Annotated in this window: 13 protein-coding genes; 3 read left to right on the top strand and 10 right to left on the bottom strand. The window is 68.0% G+C overall.

The genetic code is table 11. The features are described from left to right. Positions 1-22: 22 nt before the first annotated feature. From VGP60_RS26905 to VGP60_RS26875, 7 genes are all read right to left on the bottom strand, one after another. Complete coding sequence (locus VGP60_RS26905; protein ID WP_327550897.1) at positions 23-1126, bottom strand: acetamidase/formamidase family protein; 1104 nt, start codon at positions 1124-1126, stop codon at positions 23-25. A 262-nt stretch (positions 1127-1388) separates the two neighbouring features. Beyond that, entirely contained in the window at positions 1389-2183 is a 795-nt protein-coding gene (locus VGP60_RS26900; protein ID WP_327550896.1) for an SDR family oxidoreductase, read from the bottom strand. Next, positions 2183-3214, bottom strand: a complete 1032-nt coding sequence (locus VGP60_RS26895) for a 2-dehydropantoate 2-reductase (protein ID WP_327550895.1) — start codon at positions 3212-3214, stop codon at positions 2183-2185. Before VGP60_RS26895 ends, VGP60_RS26900 begins: the two co-directional genes overlap by 1 nt. Positions 3215-3225: 11 nt before the next feature. Then, the gene (locus VGP60_RS26890) at positions 3226-4473 is read right to left on the bottom strand and encodes an amidohydrolase (protein WP_327550894.1); all 1248 of its coding nucleotides are present in this window, start codon (positions 4471-4473) and stop codon (positions 3226-3228) included. A 20-nt stretch (positions 4474-4493) separates the two neighbouring features. After that, positions 4494-5681 carry an amidohydrolase gene (locus tag VGP60_RS26885; RefSeq protein WP_327550893.1) on the bottom strand — a complete coding sequence of 396 codons (1188 nt, stop codon included), beginning with the start codon at positions 5679-5681 and terminating at the stop codon, positions 4494-4496. 40 nt (positions 5682-5721) lie between these two features. Continuing rightward, positions 5722-6774, bottom strand: a complete 1053-nt coding sequence (locus VGP60_RS26880) for a dipeptidase (protein WP_327550892.1) — start codon at positions 6772-6774, stop codon at positions 5722-5724. After that, positions 6771-8081, bottom strand: coding sequence for an MFS transporter (locus VGP60_RS26875; RefSeq protein ID WP_327550891.1), 1311 nt, complete (start codon positions 8079-8081; stop codon positions 6771-6773). The genes VGP60_RS26880 and VGP60_RS26875 overlap by 4 nt, the downstream gene beginning before the upstream one ends. Before the next feature lie 131 nt (positions 8082-8212). On the opposite strand from VGP60_RS26875, the gene VGP60_RS26870 reads away from it, so the two are divergent. Beyond that, positions 8213-9223, top strand: coding sequence for an Lrp/AsnC family transcriptional regulator (locus VGP60_RS26870; protein WP_327550890.1), 1011 nt, complete (start codon positions 8213-8215; stop codon positions 9221-9223). A gap of 41 nt (positions 9224-9264) precedes the next feature. On the opposite strand, the gene dctA is transcribed toward VGP60_RS26870, so the two are convergent. Together dctA and VGP60_RS26860 are read right to left on the bottom strand one after the other, a co-directional pair. Further along, complete coding sequence (gene dctA / locus VGP60_RS26865; RefSeq protein ID WP_327550889.1) at positions 9265-10599, bottom strand: C4-dicarboxylate transporter DctA; 1335 nt, start codon at positions 10597-10599, stop codon at positions 9265-9267. A 38-nt stretch (positions 10600-10637) separates the two neighbouring features. Beyond that, on the bottom strand, positions 10638-11807 hold the full coding sequence (locus VGP60_RS26860; RefSeq protein ID WP_327550888.1) for a mandelate racemase/muconate lactonizing enzyme family protein: 1170 nt from the start codon (positions 11805-11807) through the stop codon (positions 10638-10640). An 80-nt stretch (positions 11808-11887) separates the two neighbouring features. On the opposite strand from VGP60_RS26860, the gene VGP60_RS26855 reads away from it, so the two are divergent. Then, the gene (locus tag VGP60_RS26855; protein WP_327550887.1) at positions 11888-12550 is read left to right on the top strand and encodes a GntR family transcriptional regulator; all 663 of its coding nucleotides are present in this window, start codon (positions 11888-11890) and stop codon (positions 12548-12550) included. Positions 12551-12629: 79 nt separating this feature from the next. On the opposite strand, the gene VGP60_RS26850 is transcribed toward VGP60_RS26855, so the two are convergent. Beyond that, on the bottom strand, positions 12630-12788 hold the full coding sequence (locus tag VGP60_RS26850; RefSeq protein WP_327550886.1) for a hypothetical protein: 159 nt from the start codon (positions 12786-12788) through the stop codon (positions 12630-12632). 131 nt (positions 12789-12919) lie between these two features. On the opposite strand from VGP60_RS26850, the gene VGP60_RS26845 reads away from it, so the two are divergent. Beyond that, a complete protein-coding gene (locus tag VGP60_RS26845) occupies positions 12920-14224 on the top strand; it encodes an alpha-amylase family protein (RefSeq protein ID WP_327550885.1) in 1305 nt (434 codons plus the stop codon). Positions 14225-14828: the final 604 nt, after the last annotated feature.

The following is a 14828-nucleotide window of genomic DNA, read 5'->3' as shown; positions in this document are numbered from 1 at the left end:
AAGCGTCCAGCCACCGGGGTGATCAGGGGAGCAGGGACTTGGGGATGTACGCGGCAACGACCTTGTTGCCGTCCACCGCCTCGGCGATGATGAAGTCGACCGCGACGCTGCACAGCGCGTACGCGTCGGCATCGCTCAGCTTTCCCTTGGTGACCTCCCGCAGGTAGCCGATCGCCTGAAGGGCGGAAATCTGCAACGCGACGTCCAGGTCTGCATCGATACCCATCGCCACCATGTGGCCCGGCAGTTCGGCACGCGGGTACTCCAAGCTGGCACCCTTGCGAACGGTGAACTGGGCGGTGAACGACATCGAGTGCTCGATCGCGGTCTGGTCGATCTCGCCGTGACCCTGCGCGCCGTGGGTGTCACCGATGTAGAACTGTGCGCCGGACTGGAACACCGGCAGGAACAACGTCGAACCCGCCGTGAGGTCACGGACGTCGAGGTTGCCGCCCCACCGGTTGGGCGGGTTGGCGGAGACGAAGCCGGCGTCGCTCGGCGGCGCGACGCCGGTGATGCCCGCGAACGGCTTGAACGGCACCCGGATCCCGGCCGCGAACTGGTAGTACCGGTTGCTTTTGTCCAGTGTGAGCAGCCGTGTCGACGACTCCTTGAGCAGCTTGCCGGCCAGTACACCGCTGTTCGGGCCGGTGCTGTTCACGCCGTACGGAACACGCGGCGAGACGTCGAGGATGCGAATCTCGAGCACGTCACCGGGCTCGGCTTCTTCGATGTAGAGCGGACCGGTCAGCACGTGACCGCTCGAGCCGGGGGTACGGGGAATCGTGGCGATGTCGGCCAGCTCGGGCAGCACCTTGTCGGCCGGCACCCCGAGTGCCTCGAAATAGGCGACGGGGCCCTGGGCCGAGGACACGCCGGACTGGTTGACCGCGTCGATCTTGACGACCGTTCCGGAGGGGACGGTCAGCACGGATGGCCGGTTGACGGGGAACCAGCCCCACAGCGCCGTCTCCTTTGTCGTCTTGAGGAGCGCGCCATGGGGGATCTTGCCGGGCTTGGCAGGCGCGGCCGGCGCCGCGAGAGCGGCGGCGGGCAGCGCCGTACCGAGGGTGAGACCTGCCCCGGTCGCCCCGGCGGCGCGCAGCAAGCTACGCCGGCTGAGCATGGAGCGCGCCAGGTCAGTGGATTGGGCCCGACCAAGTGACTTGGGGGGTTGCACGTACGTGCCTCCTGAGTAAGAGCGGGTTAGCCGCATGACTTTCTCCCGAGATCTTTTCGTTTTGACCGCGGTCGAATGTCGATCAAGTTACGTAGACAAGGGCGAAAACCTTGCCCTGATCGACGAAACCCTGGAAGCCCCGCTGTTGCCGTGGGCGAAGGGCGCCACCACGGTCGTGACGGTTGTCGGCGGCGCCGTTCGCCGGACGTCACCCCGGCGACTGCGCCTCGGTGGCTCCCGCCCAGTGCACCGGCAAGGTGGGATTGCCCGCCGAAGAGCCACCGTCGACCCGCAACACCGCGCCGGTGGTCCAGGCGGCCTCGGCCGAGGCGAGGAAGAACACCGCGGCGGCCACGTCCTCGGGCTGCCCGATCCGGCCGAGCGCGTTACCGGACACCGCTGCGGCGTACTCCTCGGTGATCGGGTTGACCTCGTGACTGCTGCCCGCGACGAACCCGGGCGACACCGCGTTCACCCGGATCCCCGAGGCACCGAGTTCCACCGCACACGAGCGGGTGAGCATTTCCAGTGCCGCCTTGGAGGTCGAGTAGTGCGCCGCGCCCGGCCTGGCCCGGATCGCCGCGCCCGAAGCCAGGTTCACCACGCTCGCGAGGCGGCCTGCTGCCACCGCGCGCCGCGCCAGTGCCACCGTGGCCAGCATCGGGGCCCTGGTGTTGATCGCCAGCACGTGGTCCCACATCTGCGCGGTCATGTCCAGCAGCGGGGTTGCCGGCCAGATACCCGCCGCGTTCACCAGCACGTCCACCGGGCCGGACTGGTCCCAAGCCCGGTCGACCACCGCCCCGGCCGCCGGGTCGCTCAAGTCCGCCGGGATCGCGGTGACGGCGACACCGTGCGCCACGGCGAGCGCGTCGAGTCGCGCGCGTAGCGGCGCCTCCCTGGCATCGACCCCGGTGATCCGGTCGCCCGCCGCGGCGAACCGCTCGGCGATGGCACTGCCGAGGCCCCCAGCGGCTCCGGTGATCAGGACGTGACGTGACACTAGCTGTTCCCTCCATTGTGGACTATTGCCCGTTCCAGGCCGACGATGTTCTCCCGGGACATGGCCCGGTTTCCGGACTCCAGCTCACCGATGAGGTCGAGCACCGCCTCGATTCCCGGACACTTCAGCCCATGATCGGCCGCCAGGCGTAACACCGGGCGGTACTGGGCCGGCACCTCGGTCGGGCGGCGCCGGACAGCCAGGTCCCGCCAGATACCGGTCTTGGTCTTCGGCTGGGTACGCAGCCAGGCGCAGAACTCGGCCAGCGCGGTGCGCGTGCGATCCGGCGGCGCGTCAAGCGCGAACGCGCCGGCCTGCCAGGCGTCGAACGGCTCCGGCGCGATCCCTTGTGCCGCGGCGATCGCGTACACCTCCCTGGCCAGCGCCACGGTGAGTTCGGGATGGCGATCGATGGTGTCGAAGATCGGGTCGTCGACGGTCGCGCTGGCGGCGGCGACCACCCCGTAGGCAAGCTTCGACCAGAGGAACCCGGCCACGTTCTCACTCGCCAGCGCCGGTCCCCACGCCTGCAGGTCCGCGACGAATTCCCGCACTCGCGGGCTGATCGTGCCGTCGAGCTCGCCGACCACCAGCGCGCCTGGCCCGCCATCGGCGATGACACCGGGTTCGACCAGATCGGCGAACAGGTTGACGAACGCGGAAACTGTCCGGCCGGCGCCCACCGCCGCCGCGATCTCCGGTTCGCACAACCCGTTCTGCAGGCTCACCACGAACCCGTCCTCGGCCAGCCTCGGCGCGATCCACCGCGCCGCCGTCGCGGTCGCGTTCGCCTTCACCGCGAGCACCACGGCGTGCAACGGCCCCGGCACCTCGTCCGGTGTGCACGCCGATACCTGTTGGCGCTGCTCGGAACCGTCGGCGCGACGGATGATCAAGCCTTGCTCCCGCACGGCCGCCACGTGCTCCGCGTCGGCGTCGACGACGAGCACCGAGTGGCCGGCTCTTGCCAGGTGAAAGGCGATCGTGCCGCCGATCGCCCCGCCACCGACGACGGTATAGGACCCGCTCACCACTTCTCCCTTCACCACAGTCCTCCCTTCACCGCACGCTCCAACCAGGACACCGCCACCGGCAGCACCGCTTCGTCCACATCGAACTGTGGCGAATGCGGCGGGCCGGGGCTGTCCGATCCGACAATGGCGTAACCCGCGACACCGCCGGCCTCCTGCACGGCCCGCATCAGCAGGCTCGCGTCGTCGCTCGCGCCGAGCGGATGCGTGGCGCGCACCTCGGCGAGCCCGTCCGCGGCCGTGGTCAGCGCGGCCGCGACGGCGGGGTCCGTCGTGGCCGCGGTGGCGTACCCGGTGCGGATCAACTCGAAGTCCACCTCGTGCATCTCCGCGGCGGCACGCGCCACGATCTCGGCCCGCCGCGCCAATTCGCTTGCCACGTCAGCGGAATCGGCGCGCGTCTCGTAGGCGAGCTCGGCCTCGCCGGCGATCACGTTGGCCGCGACCCCCGCCTGCAGCCTGCCAACGTTGACCCGGGTGACGGCGCCGGCGAAGCGGGGCAGCGCGTGCAGGTTCAACGTGGCCGTCGCGGCCGCGAGAAGCGCGTTGCGCCCCTGCTCCGGCGCCTTGGCGGCGTGCGCCTGACGGCCGGTGAATCGGGCCAGGTACTTCGATGTGGCGATCAACTCGGTGGCGGCCGGGGCGAGCAGGCCACTCGGCAGGCCGAACGCGAGGTGGATCGCGAGCAGCACGTCCACGTCCGCGCAGGCGCCAGCCGCAACCATGGGCTGTGCGCCCCGTACGCCCTCCTCCGCCGGCTGGAACAGCAGCCGCACACTGCCCGGGAAGTCGCGAGTGGACAGTGTCGCGGCCAGTGCGAGGCCGATGGCGACGTGCCCGTCGTGGCCGCAGGCGTGCATCACACCCGGATGACCGGAGGCGAACCCGTTCCGGTGTGGCCGGTGGTCATCGGTGGCCGACTCGGTGATCGGCAACGCGTCCATGTCGAACCGCATCGCGACCCTCGGTCCAGGGCGGTTGCCACGCAGCTCCGCCACAACCGCGGTGTGGCCACCGGAAAAGCGCGCCACCAGGTCCTCCGGCACGCCCTCGGCCAGTGCTCGGGCGGTGGCGAATTCCAGCACCGATGTCTCGGGCAAGCCGGGCAGCCCGGTCGCGCCGAACACCTCCAGTCCGGATTGGACGGTCCAGCCGAGGGCCCGCAACGCGGTGTCCACCCGGGCGGCGGTACGGATCTCGGTGAAGCCGAGCTCGGGGTGGACGTGCAGGTCCCGGCGCACCGCGACCACATCGGTCACCGCTGAAGGCCAAGGGTAGGTCATGCCGGCAGGTCCGGGCCGCGGATGGCGAACTCCGCGCGTACCGCGTCGAAGAGCTCCGGGTCGGCGAGCAGATCGGCCCCGGCGCAGGCCAGCGCGGTGGCCATCCGCAGCATCGCCTCCTGCGCCCGGGGCTGGGCGACCGCTTCGGTCATCGCCAGCGAGTGGGTCGGCGTGCCGGCGTCCATCACCTGGAGGTAGGGATGGATGGCGGGCAGCACCAAGCTCACGTTGCCGATGTCGGAGGAACCGGTGCCGCCGCGCAGCACCGGCTGCTCGACGGTCACGCCCTGGCGTCGCAGGTGCCCGGCGACCAGGCCGGCGATCACGTGATTGTTCTTGCGCTCGGCATAGCGGACTCCCCTGCTGATCCGAACGGTGGTCCCGGTCGCCGTGGCGGCCGCGGCGGCGACCGCCTCCACGCGCTCGGTGAGGTCGGCGACGACGTCACTGGTCAGTGCCCGCACCATGAACTCGGCCCGCGTGTAGGCGGGCACCACGTTGGGCGCCTCGCCGCCATGCGTGATGATCCCGTGCATCCGGCTCGTTTCCGGCACGAACTGACGCAGCGAATCCACCCCGACGAAGAACTGGATCATCGCGGCAAGCGCGCTGCGTCCGTCGTGGGCGCTGGCCGCCGCGTGTGCGGCCACCCCGTCGAACTCCACCACGAGCCGGCGGTTGGCGGTGGCGTGCCGGATCGGCATCGTCGTGTCGCCGGGATGGAACATCAGCGCGGCATCCACGCCTTCGAACACACCGGCCTCCAGCAGCAGCACCTTGCCACCGGCCCCCTCCTCCCCCGGGGTCCCGATGCAGGCCACAGTGCCTGGCAGTTCCGGCGCCGCGCGGCGCAGGGCGAGCGCGGCGCCGAGGCCACCCGCGGCGATCAGGTTGTGCCCGCAGCCGTGCCCGATGCCGGGCAGCGCGTCGTACTCGCAGAGGAACGCGATCGACGGTGACCCACTGCCCGCCGTACCGCGGAAAGCGGTCGGAAGACCGCCGATCCCTTCCTCCACCGCGAAATCGGTGCGCAGCAACCCACTCAGCTTGCTCGCCGCGTACTTCTCCTCCATCGCCAGTTCGGGATGGGCGTGCAGATCGAGGCTCAGCTCGACCAGGGTGTCGGAAATATTCCCGATTTCTTCCGCGATCCGTTCATGGATCTCAGCGCTGGCGCCGGTCACGGGGTTCCTCCTGTTTTGTTGTCGGCCGGGTCGGTTCGCATCAGCAGAGGACCGCGCCGAGTACGCGCTCGGCGTTGCCTCCGAGAATCTTGGCGATGTCTTCGTCCGTCCAGCCGTTGCGGACCAGCCAGCCCGCGGCGTTGCGCGGTACCTCGGCCGGGTTCTCCATCCCGGCCACGTAATCGGGCAGCGGCAACCCTTCGTGACCGGGCACCGGCTGCGGCGTCCAACCGGCGGCCGCGTACAACCCGGTGTGGTCACCGAAAAAGGTGTCCGGGCCAAGCCCGACATGGTCCACTCCGACGAGCTCCGCGATGTATTCGACGTGCGTCATCACCGCGTCGAGGTCGTGCTCGGGCCGCCCGTTCACCCGGGTGGAACCCGGCGCGGCCTCCACCCCGATCACACCCCCGGTGGCGGCGACCGCGCGCAGCACGTCGTCCGGCTTCATCCGCGGGCTCGGCCACCGGGCCCGCGCGCCGGCGTGGCTGATCACCACCGGCCGGTCGCTCACCTCGGCGGCGGCGATGCTGGTGCGGTCGCCGACATGGGCGAGGTCGACCAGCATGCCGAGCTGATTCATGAGGGCCACGGCCTCGCGGCCTATCGACGTGAGGCCGCCGTCGGACGGTTGCCCCAGCCCACCGCCGAGTGGATTGCCGGCGTTGTAGGTCAGGCCCGCCGAACGGATCCCAGCGTCATAGAGGGCTTGGACGGCGTCCAGGTCGGTCCCGACACTGCCGAGATCTTCCAGTGCCAGCACGATTCTCGGCCCGGTGGTGACCGTGTCGGCCTCGGCCCGCAGATGGCCCGCCCAGCGCAGCAGCCGGTTCTGGTCGGGTTCGACCAACGAACTGGCCAGCACCACATCGAGCCCGGACCGGCCGAGTGCGGTGTGTCCAATGTGCTCGGTGCCGTCCCGGGTGTGCTCGGACCAGCTCTCCGCGGTCATGGGTTCCGGCAGCCGGACCGGATGGTCGTGCAGTGACACCACCACTCCGGCCAGCAGGCGGTCCACTCGCTCGCGTTGCCCGGCATCGAGACCGAGCGGGTAGGCGGGCAGTCGGTCGACGTCCTTGGCGAGCGGGATCATGCACGCATCTCCACGTCGTGTGTGTCCACTGATTTGGTTTCCTTCATGAAGTAGAAGAACAAGCCGGTGACCAACGCACAGACACTGACGTAGAGCGGCACCGCCCAGAGATTGTTGCGGGAGCCGAAGAACTGCATCACGCTCGGCGCGGTGCCGCCGAAGATCGCGTTGGAAATGGCGTAGGGCAAGGCGATGCCGATCGTGCGCACCTGTGGTGGGAACAATTCGGCGAACACCGTGGCGAGGTTCGAGTGGTTGAGCGCCAGGAACGCCATGCCGACCAACGACACGATGAGCACGCTGGTGAAGCTACTGCCCAACATTGAGAGCAACGGAAACGGCAGGATGACGAAGGCTGCGGCGTAGACCAGCATCGTCGGCCGGCGGCCGAACCGGTCGGACAACATCGCGGCGAAGGGCAGGATCACCACGAAGAAGGCGAGCGCGAGGGTGTTCGCCAACTGTGCGTCGGCCTTGTTCGCGTGTGCGGTGAGTACGGCATACGACGGCAGGTAGGTCAGCCACATGTAGGTGATCACGGAGCCGGCGATGGAGATGCCGAAGACGAACCACGCGCCGCGCCGGTGCCCGGCGGCCATCGTGCTCAGCGGCCGCTGCTCCCGCTTCCCGGTCTCCTCCAGGCGGCGGAACGCCTCCGGCTCGGTCAGGCGTCGCCGGATGTACATGCCGATCAGGCCGATCACCGCGCCGAGGGCGAACGGAATTCGCCAGCCCCAGGAGGACATGGCGTGGTCGTCGAGTACACGGGTGAGCACGGTGGCGCTCAGTGAGGCGCACAGGATGCCCAGCCCCACCGAGACCTGCTGGAAGGATCCCGCGAACGCACGACGGCCCGGCTTGGCCCACTCGACGAGGAACGAGGCCGAGGTGCCGAATTCGCCACCGGTGGAGAAGCCTTGCAGCAGGCGGCCGGCGATCAGGATCGCCGGTGCCAGCCAGCCGACCGCACCGTAGGTCGGCGCGATCGCGATCAGCAGGCTGCCCGCGGCCATCAGCAGGATGGTGAGCGTCATACCGTGGCGGCGCCCGCGCCGGTCCGCGTAGATACCGAGCACCGCCGCGCCGACCGGTCGCATGAAGAAACTGATCGCGAACACCAGCAGGGTCGACAAGGTGGCCGTGGTGCCGCCACCGGGGAAGAACTGGCTGGCGAAGTACGGCGCGAAGAAGCCGTAAACCGACCAGTCGAACCATTCGACGAAGTTGCCGATGGTGCCGCCGGCGAGCGCGCCTGCGGTGCCACTGGGCCGCCGGGTACCGGCGGCGGCTGTGGTGGAGGAGGTCATCTGTGGCTCCACGGGGAGGGGACTGGGGTTAAGGACAGATAGTGAGATATACATAGGTTAATGAGCAATGTTTATCCTGCGATTGCACGAATCAGTCGATGGATGCGGCACATATGACGGATACTGCTTGCATGGATGAACTCGACCTCCGTGTTGTAGCTGCCCTGATCGCCCATCCGCGGGCCAGCTGGCCGACGGTGGCGAAGGCGGTGGACGCCTCGGAAGCCACGGTGTCCCGACGCGCGGCCAGGATCCTGTCCTCGGAGTTGGTCCATGTCGCGGCGACCCTGGATGTACTGGCCACGGGCCGCGGAGTGCCCGTTTTCGTCCGGGTGCGGTGCGAACCGGCCAAAACCGTGTCGGTGGCGAACGCGCTCACCAGCTGGCCCAGCGTGCGGTTCGTGTCGCTGGTTTCCGGGGCTGCCGATTGCCTGGTCGAGCTGGTCGCCATCGATCGCAATGACCTGCTGGACCTCACCCTGGTCCGGCTGCCGGAGCTGGACGGGGTGATCGGCAGCAGCTCCGAGGTCGTACTGCGCCGATTCACCACCGGAGTGGGGTGGGATCCCGGCCTGCTGGACGCCGAGGCGGTGGCGGCCCTGCGGGCGGACCGGTTCGACCGCTGGGATCGGGCGCAGCCCACCGAACTCGCGCCGCCACTGACCGAAGTGGACGAAGCACTCGTCGCCGCGCTGGCCGAGGACGGCCGGATGCGCTGGCGAGAGCTGGCTGCCAGGGCCGGGATCATGGAGAGCACCGCGCGGCGCCGGGTGGAGAATCTGTGCCAGACCGGTGCGCTGCGGCTGCGCACGATCGTCGAGCCGGAGACCCTCGGACTCCCGGTGACGGCGTTCCTGTGGCTGCGGGTGGATCCACGCCGGGTCGACGCGGTGGCCGAGGAGCTGGCCAGGAATCCTGCCGTGCTGCTGCTGTGCGCGACGGCCGGCGAACACACCATGTGCGGCGAGGTGGCGGTGGCGGCATACTCGGATCTGCACCGGTTCCTGACCGGGACGCTCGGCGGGATCGCCGGGATTCGCGATGTCGACGTGACACTGGGGTTACGCACGCTGAAGCGGGCTTCGATCGTCCGGCCGTGGTTCCCGGACCCGATCCCGGCAGCCCATGAGCGGACGTCGTGAGTGAAAACCGTTGCAGGCAAGGGTTTTCACTCACGACACAGTCAGACCGTGCTCGCCTCACGCGCCTCCGCTGGGGAGTCCTGCTCCGGCACGGGTTTCCCGGCGAGTACCGCGCGAGCATGTTCGTAATCGAAGTCCTTCTCCCACTTACCGACCACGATCGTCGCCACCGCGTTGCCCAGCACGTTGATGAACACCCGGCCCTCGTTGAGGATCCGGTCGATGCCGACGATCAGTGCCAGCGCGGCCAGCGGCACATGCCCGATCGCGGTCACACTGCTGGCCAGCACCACGAACGCACCGCCCGCGACACCGGCGGTTCCCTTGCTCGTCAACATCATGATGCCGACCATGATCAGCTGTTGCTGCCAGGACAGGTGAACGTCCACCGCCTGCGCCAGGAACAGCGACGCCATGGTGAGGTAAACCGCGGAACCGTCGAGGTTGAACGAGAACCCCGACGGCACGGTGATACCCACCACCGGCCGTCCCACGCCCAGCTTCTCCAGCTTCCGGATGAACTGCGGCAGCACCGCCTCGCTCGAACAGGTGGCCAACGCGATCAGCAGTTCGTCCTTCAGGAAACGCATGAGCGAGAACAGGCCCAGCTTGCACAACCGCATAACCCCGCCGAGCACGACCACGACATAGACCACGCAGGTCAGCGTGAACAGCACGATCAGATAGCCGAGCTGTGCCAGGCTCGCCGCGCCGTAGGTGCTGACCACCGTGGCCAGCGCGCCGAACGTGCCGAACGGGGCCAGCCGCATGATCCACGAGACGATCTTGAAGACCACATCGGACAGTCCCTCGATGGCCTTCGTGATCACCCGTGCCCGCTCCCCCGCCACGTTCAACGCGAATCCGAACACGATCGAGATGAACAGTGCCGACAGGATGTTGTCGCTGGTGAACGCGCTCAGCAGAGTGTCGGGAATGATGCTCGACACGAATTCCGTGAAGCCGCCATGCTCGCTCTTCACCCCCGGCACGCTGCTCGCGTCCAGCGTGCCGGGGTCGATGTGCATCCCTTGCCCCGGCTTGAACACGTTGGCCACGACCAGCCCGATCAGCATCGAGACCAGTGACAGCACGATGAAGTACACCAGCGCCTTCACGCCGATCCGCCCCACGCGCCGCACGTTGTCCATCGAGGCGATCCCGGTGGTCACCACACAGAAGATGACCGGTGCCACGATCATCGTGATCAACGCGATGAACCAGTCGCTCAACGGTTTCATGGCGGACCCGAATCCGGGAAACACCAGGCCCACCAAGATGCCGAGGACCGCTGCCACCAGGACCTGCACCCACAGTTCACGCGACCACCGAACCCGCGACCGCCCGTGGCCGCGTTCAACTATTGCCTGCGACATTCGCAGTCTCCTTACACCCCGTTGTGCTGGACGGAAAATCAGTCGTGCAGTTCACGCAAAACCTGGTAGAAAGCCGCTTTTCCCTCGAATCCGATGCCAGGGGTATCGGTGAGGCCGACTTGGCTGTCCCGCACCACCGCGTCATCGGCGAAGCCCCCGGTCGGCTGGAATTCGCCGGGATACGACTCGTTGCCACCAAGCTTCAGCGCGGCCGCGATGTGCAACGAGAACTGGTGGCCGCCGTGCGGCACGCACCGCCGCGACGACCAACCGTGCTGTCGCAACATGTCCTGGATGCGCAGGTACTCGGTCAGCCCGTAGCTCAGGGCCGGGTCCACCTGGATGAAGTCACGGTCCGGCCGCATGCCCGCGTACCGCACCAGGTTTCGCGCATCGGGCAACGAGAACAGGTTCTCGCCAGTGGCGATCGGTCCCCGATAATGCTCGGACAACGTGGCGTTCAGCGCATAGTCCAGCGGATCGCCGACCTCTTCGTACCAGAACAGGCCATAGGGTTCGATCGCCCGGCCGTACTCGAGCGCGGTGGTCAGATCGAACCTTCCGTTGACATCCACCGCCAGCCGTGAGCCGTCGCCGCCGAGGACTTCCAGCACTGCTTCGATGCGCTCCAGGTCTTCCTTGAGGGAGGCCCCGCCGATCTTCATCTTCACCACGCGGTAGCCGAGGTCGAGAAAGCCCTTCATCTCGTCCTGGAGCTCGCGCAGCCCCTTGCCCGGCGCGTAGTAGCCACCGGCCGCGTAGACGAATACCGAATCGTCCGGCTCGCCGTCGCCGTAGCGGTCCGACAGGAACCGGTACAGCGGCTGCCCGGCGATCTTGGCGGCCAGGTCGAACAGCGCCATGTCGACGACGCCCACCGCGACCGACCGCTCACCATGCCCGCCGGGCTTCTCGTTGCGCATCATGAAATCCCACGCCCTGATGGGATCGATGTTGCTGCCGTCGTCGGTCACCACCGCGTCCGCCGGCGCGTCCAGCAGCCGGGGGATCACCCGGCGGCGCAGGATGTCGCCCGCGCTGTAGCGGCCATTCGAGTTGAAGCCATATCCCACGACGGGTCGGCCGTCCCGGATCACGTCGCTGACCACGGCCACGATCGAGCAGTCCATCGCGCTGAAGTCGATCCACGCGTTACGGATGGACGAACTGATCGGCACGGTGCCCTCGTGGACGGAAACGATCTTCATCGACCCTCCGAGTCGTCATAACTTATAAGATATGCGGGTAAGCTAAACTTTGAACACCGCCGAGCGCAAGAGGGGCGACTGTGACTAGGCCGAACGTCTTCCTGAGCAAGAGTGACGCGGCCTATGCCGAGGTCCGGGACCGCATCCTGTCCGGGGAACTCGCGCCGGGTTCGGTGCTGGCGCAGTACGAGCTGGCCGAGTCGCTCGCCATGAGCATCACCCCGCTGCGGGAAGCGTTGCGTCGTCTCAAGGGCGAAGGCCTGGTCGAGCTGGACGTCCATCGCGATGCCCGGGTCGCGCCGCTGCACGCGAAGGAAGCCAGGGAGCTGTTCGAGATTCGCCTGTCCCTCGACCCGCTCGCGGCCGGACTGGCCGCGCAGCGCCGCACCGACGCCGACATCGAAGCCATGCGCTTCGCGGTGGGCCGGCTGCTGCCGGTCACCAAGAAATGGGGCGAGGAGGCGCTCGCCGTGCACCGCGCCTTCCACCGCGCGGTCTACCGTGCCTCCCACAACGACGAGCTGATCGGCCTGCTCGACAGCCTCTGGGACAGGTCGGACCGGTACCGCAGGCTTGGCCTCGAGCTACCGCCGGGCGAAGAGCCCCGCCTTCGGGACCACCAGGAGCATCACACTCTCCTGAACCTGATCATCGAAGGCGATTCCGACGCGGTGAGCGCATTACTGCGCGACCACATCCGCCTGAGCCTGACCGCTTCCGCGATCGAAGCACTCGAAGCCTGAAGGCGAACTCGCCGCGCGGTGGGTCAGGCAATGTTCCGACGGCAGTTCGGCTGGACGTGCTTGCTGCTCAGGCACTCCGTCAGCCGCCGCTGGGTCGCGAATGACTCTCCAGCGCCAGACTCGCCGGAAAGTCCCCGTCGTCGGCCGTCGGCCGTTCCGGCACGACACGAGCCTCCAGCCGCTCCAATCCGAGGAGGGCCAAGATGAGCAGAACCGGCACCAGCGCTACGGCGAACATGGCGAAGGGGTACCCAGTCGCGTCCAAGTCTATGCGCCGCCGGCCGTTATCCGCCCGGAAAAGATCAGTCCCGTCCGGTCAAGTCCGGAGTCGGACGGCGGGCGGCTCCCGGATACGGAAGGCTGGCATCCGTGGCGTATTGGACCGAACACGCGATCTTCTGGCACGTCTACCCGCTCGGCTTCGTCGGGGCTCCGGCATCGGCGAACGGCGCGGAGCCGATTCCCCGGCTGAAGGCGCTCGAACCCTGGCTCGACCACCTGCTGGAACTCGGAGCGAACGGGCTGCTGCTCGGCCCGGTGTTAGCGTCGGAAACCCACGGCTACGACACCGTCGACCACTACCGGATCGATCCCCGGCTCGGCACGTCCGACGACCTGACCGCGCTCGTCGCCCAGGCGCACCAGCGCGGAATCCGGGTCGTCCTCGACGGCGTGTTCAACCACGTCGGCCGGGGCTTCGCCAAGCTGACCGACGTCGAACAACGAGGTGACGCCTCCCCTTGGCACGGCTGGTTCGCCCGCGGTGAGGACGGCACCCTCGCGACCTTCGAAGGACACCACCGGCTGGTCGAGCTGAACCACGACGAACCCGCGGTCGCCGACTACGTCGCGGACGTGCTGAACCACTGGCTGGACCAGGGCGTCGACGGCTGGCGGCTGGACGCGGCTTACGCCGTCCCGGCGGATTTCTGGCGGCAGGTGTCCGACCGGGTGCACCAGTCCCATCCCGAGGCGTGGTTGCTGGGAGAGACCATCCACGGCGACTACCCGGCCATGATCACCGCCGGCGGCCTCGACGCGGTCACCCAGTACGAGCTGTGGAAGGCGATCTGGAGTTCGCTCAACGACCGCAACTTCCACGAACTGGCGCATGCCCTCGCCCGGCACCAGGAACTACTGGACACGTTCGTCCCCCAGACGTTCCTTGGCAACCACGACGTCACCCGGATCGCGAGCCGCCTGACCGATTCCCGCCACCTCGCCCACGCCGTGGTGGTGCTGTGCACGGTGGCGGGGGTGCCGAGCATCTACGCGGGTGACGAGCACGGCTTCACCGGCGTCAAAGAGGATCGTGAAGGCGGCGACGACGAGATCCGGCCGAAGTTCCCTGCCACGCCCGCCGACCTGTCGCCGCTCGGCATCGGTGTCTACCGGCTGCACCAGGAACTCATCTCGCTCCGGCGACGGCATCCGTGGCTCGTGCGGGCGCACACGACAGTACTCGAACTGGACAACGAGCGGCTGCTGTATCGCTCCACAAAGGACGGACATGTCCTGTTCGTCGCGCTGAACCTGGCCGAGCGGGACGCGTGGTTCACCGTTCCCGCGGGCACGAGCACGGTCGAAGCCGGACACGCCGAACTCCAAGGTGATCGAGCGCCGGTCGCCGAACACGGCTGGGTAGTGCTTTCTGGCCCGGAAGACTCCCGCTGAGTCAGCGTCACTCGGCAATCCCGCCTGTCCGGAGCCACCAGATTTCGAGACCGGGCAGGATCGGTTGGCCGATGTGGAGCGGTATCTCCGTGCGGACCTTGGGTACCGCTCATCCCGTTTCCACGAAACGGATCCTGAAAAGCCATCGACTCCGCCGCCCTCTGACGGTCCAGGGAATATGTCGACACTTTCCCCGGAGGGGTGCGGCCGGGTGGGTGGCTCGTGAGTGGCTACGAGTGTTCTATTGATGGGAAGGTCAAATGTGGCGTCGCCCGGGAGCGAAGCTTCGCACTTTGGTGAGAAAGTGCTGCTCGGCTTGTCGCCCGAGGGTAGTGAAGGCCTCCTTCACGGCGTCAGGCGCTGTGATGGTGGCCTTCACGGCGTTCCGGGGGGTCCGTTGGGGCGTTTTCTGCTGGGTGGGTGGGCCACAGGGCGCGTTGGGGACGCTCAACGTCGCCAACGCGCCGTTTGAGACATGCCACGTTTGCCTTTCCCATCAATAACACTCGTAGCCACTCACGAGGGGTGACCAGCCGCTTTGCCGCGCGGGCTGTCTTGGGTGGGGCTGTCCCGACTGGGGGCAGGGGATTCCCCCAAAGCGGCG

Source organism: Amycolatopsis sp., from assembly GCF_036008905.1.
Lineage (GTDB): Bacteria > Actinomycetota > Actinomycetes > Mycobacteriales > Pseudonocardiaceae > Amycolatopsis.
The sequence above is the reverse complement of the archived record's forward strand: the minus strand, read 5'-3'. Positions and strand labels throughout refer to the sequence as shown.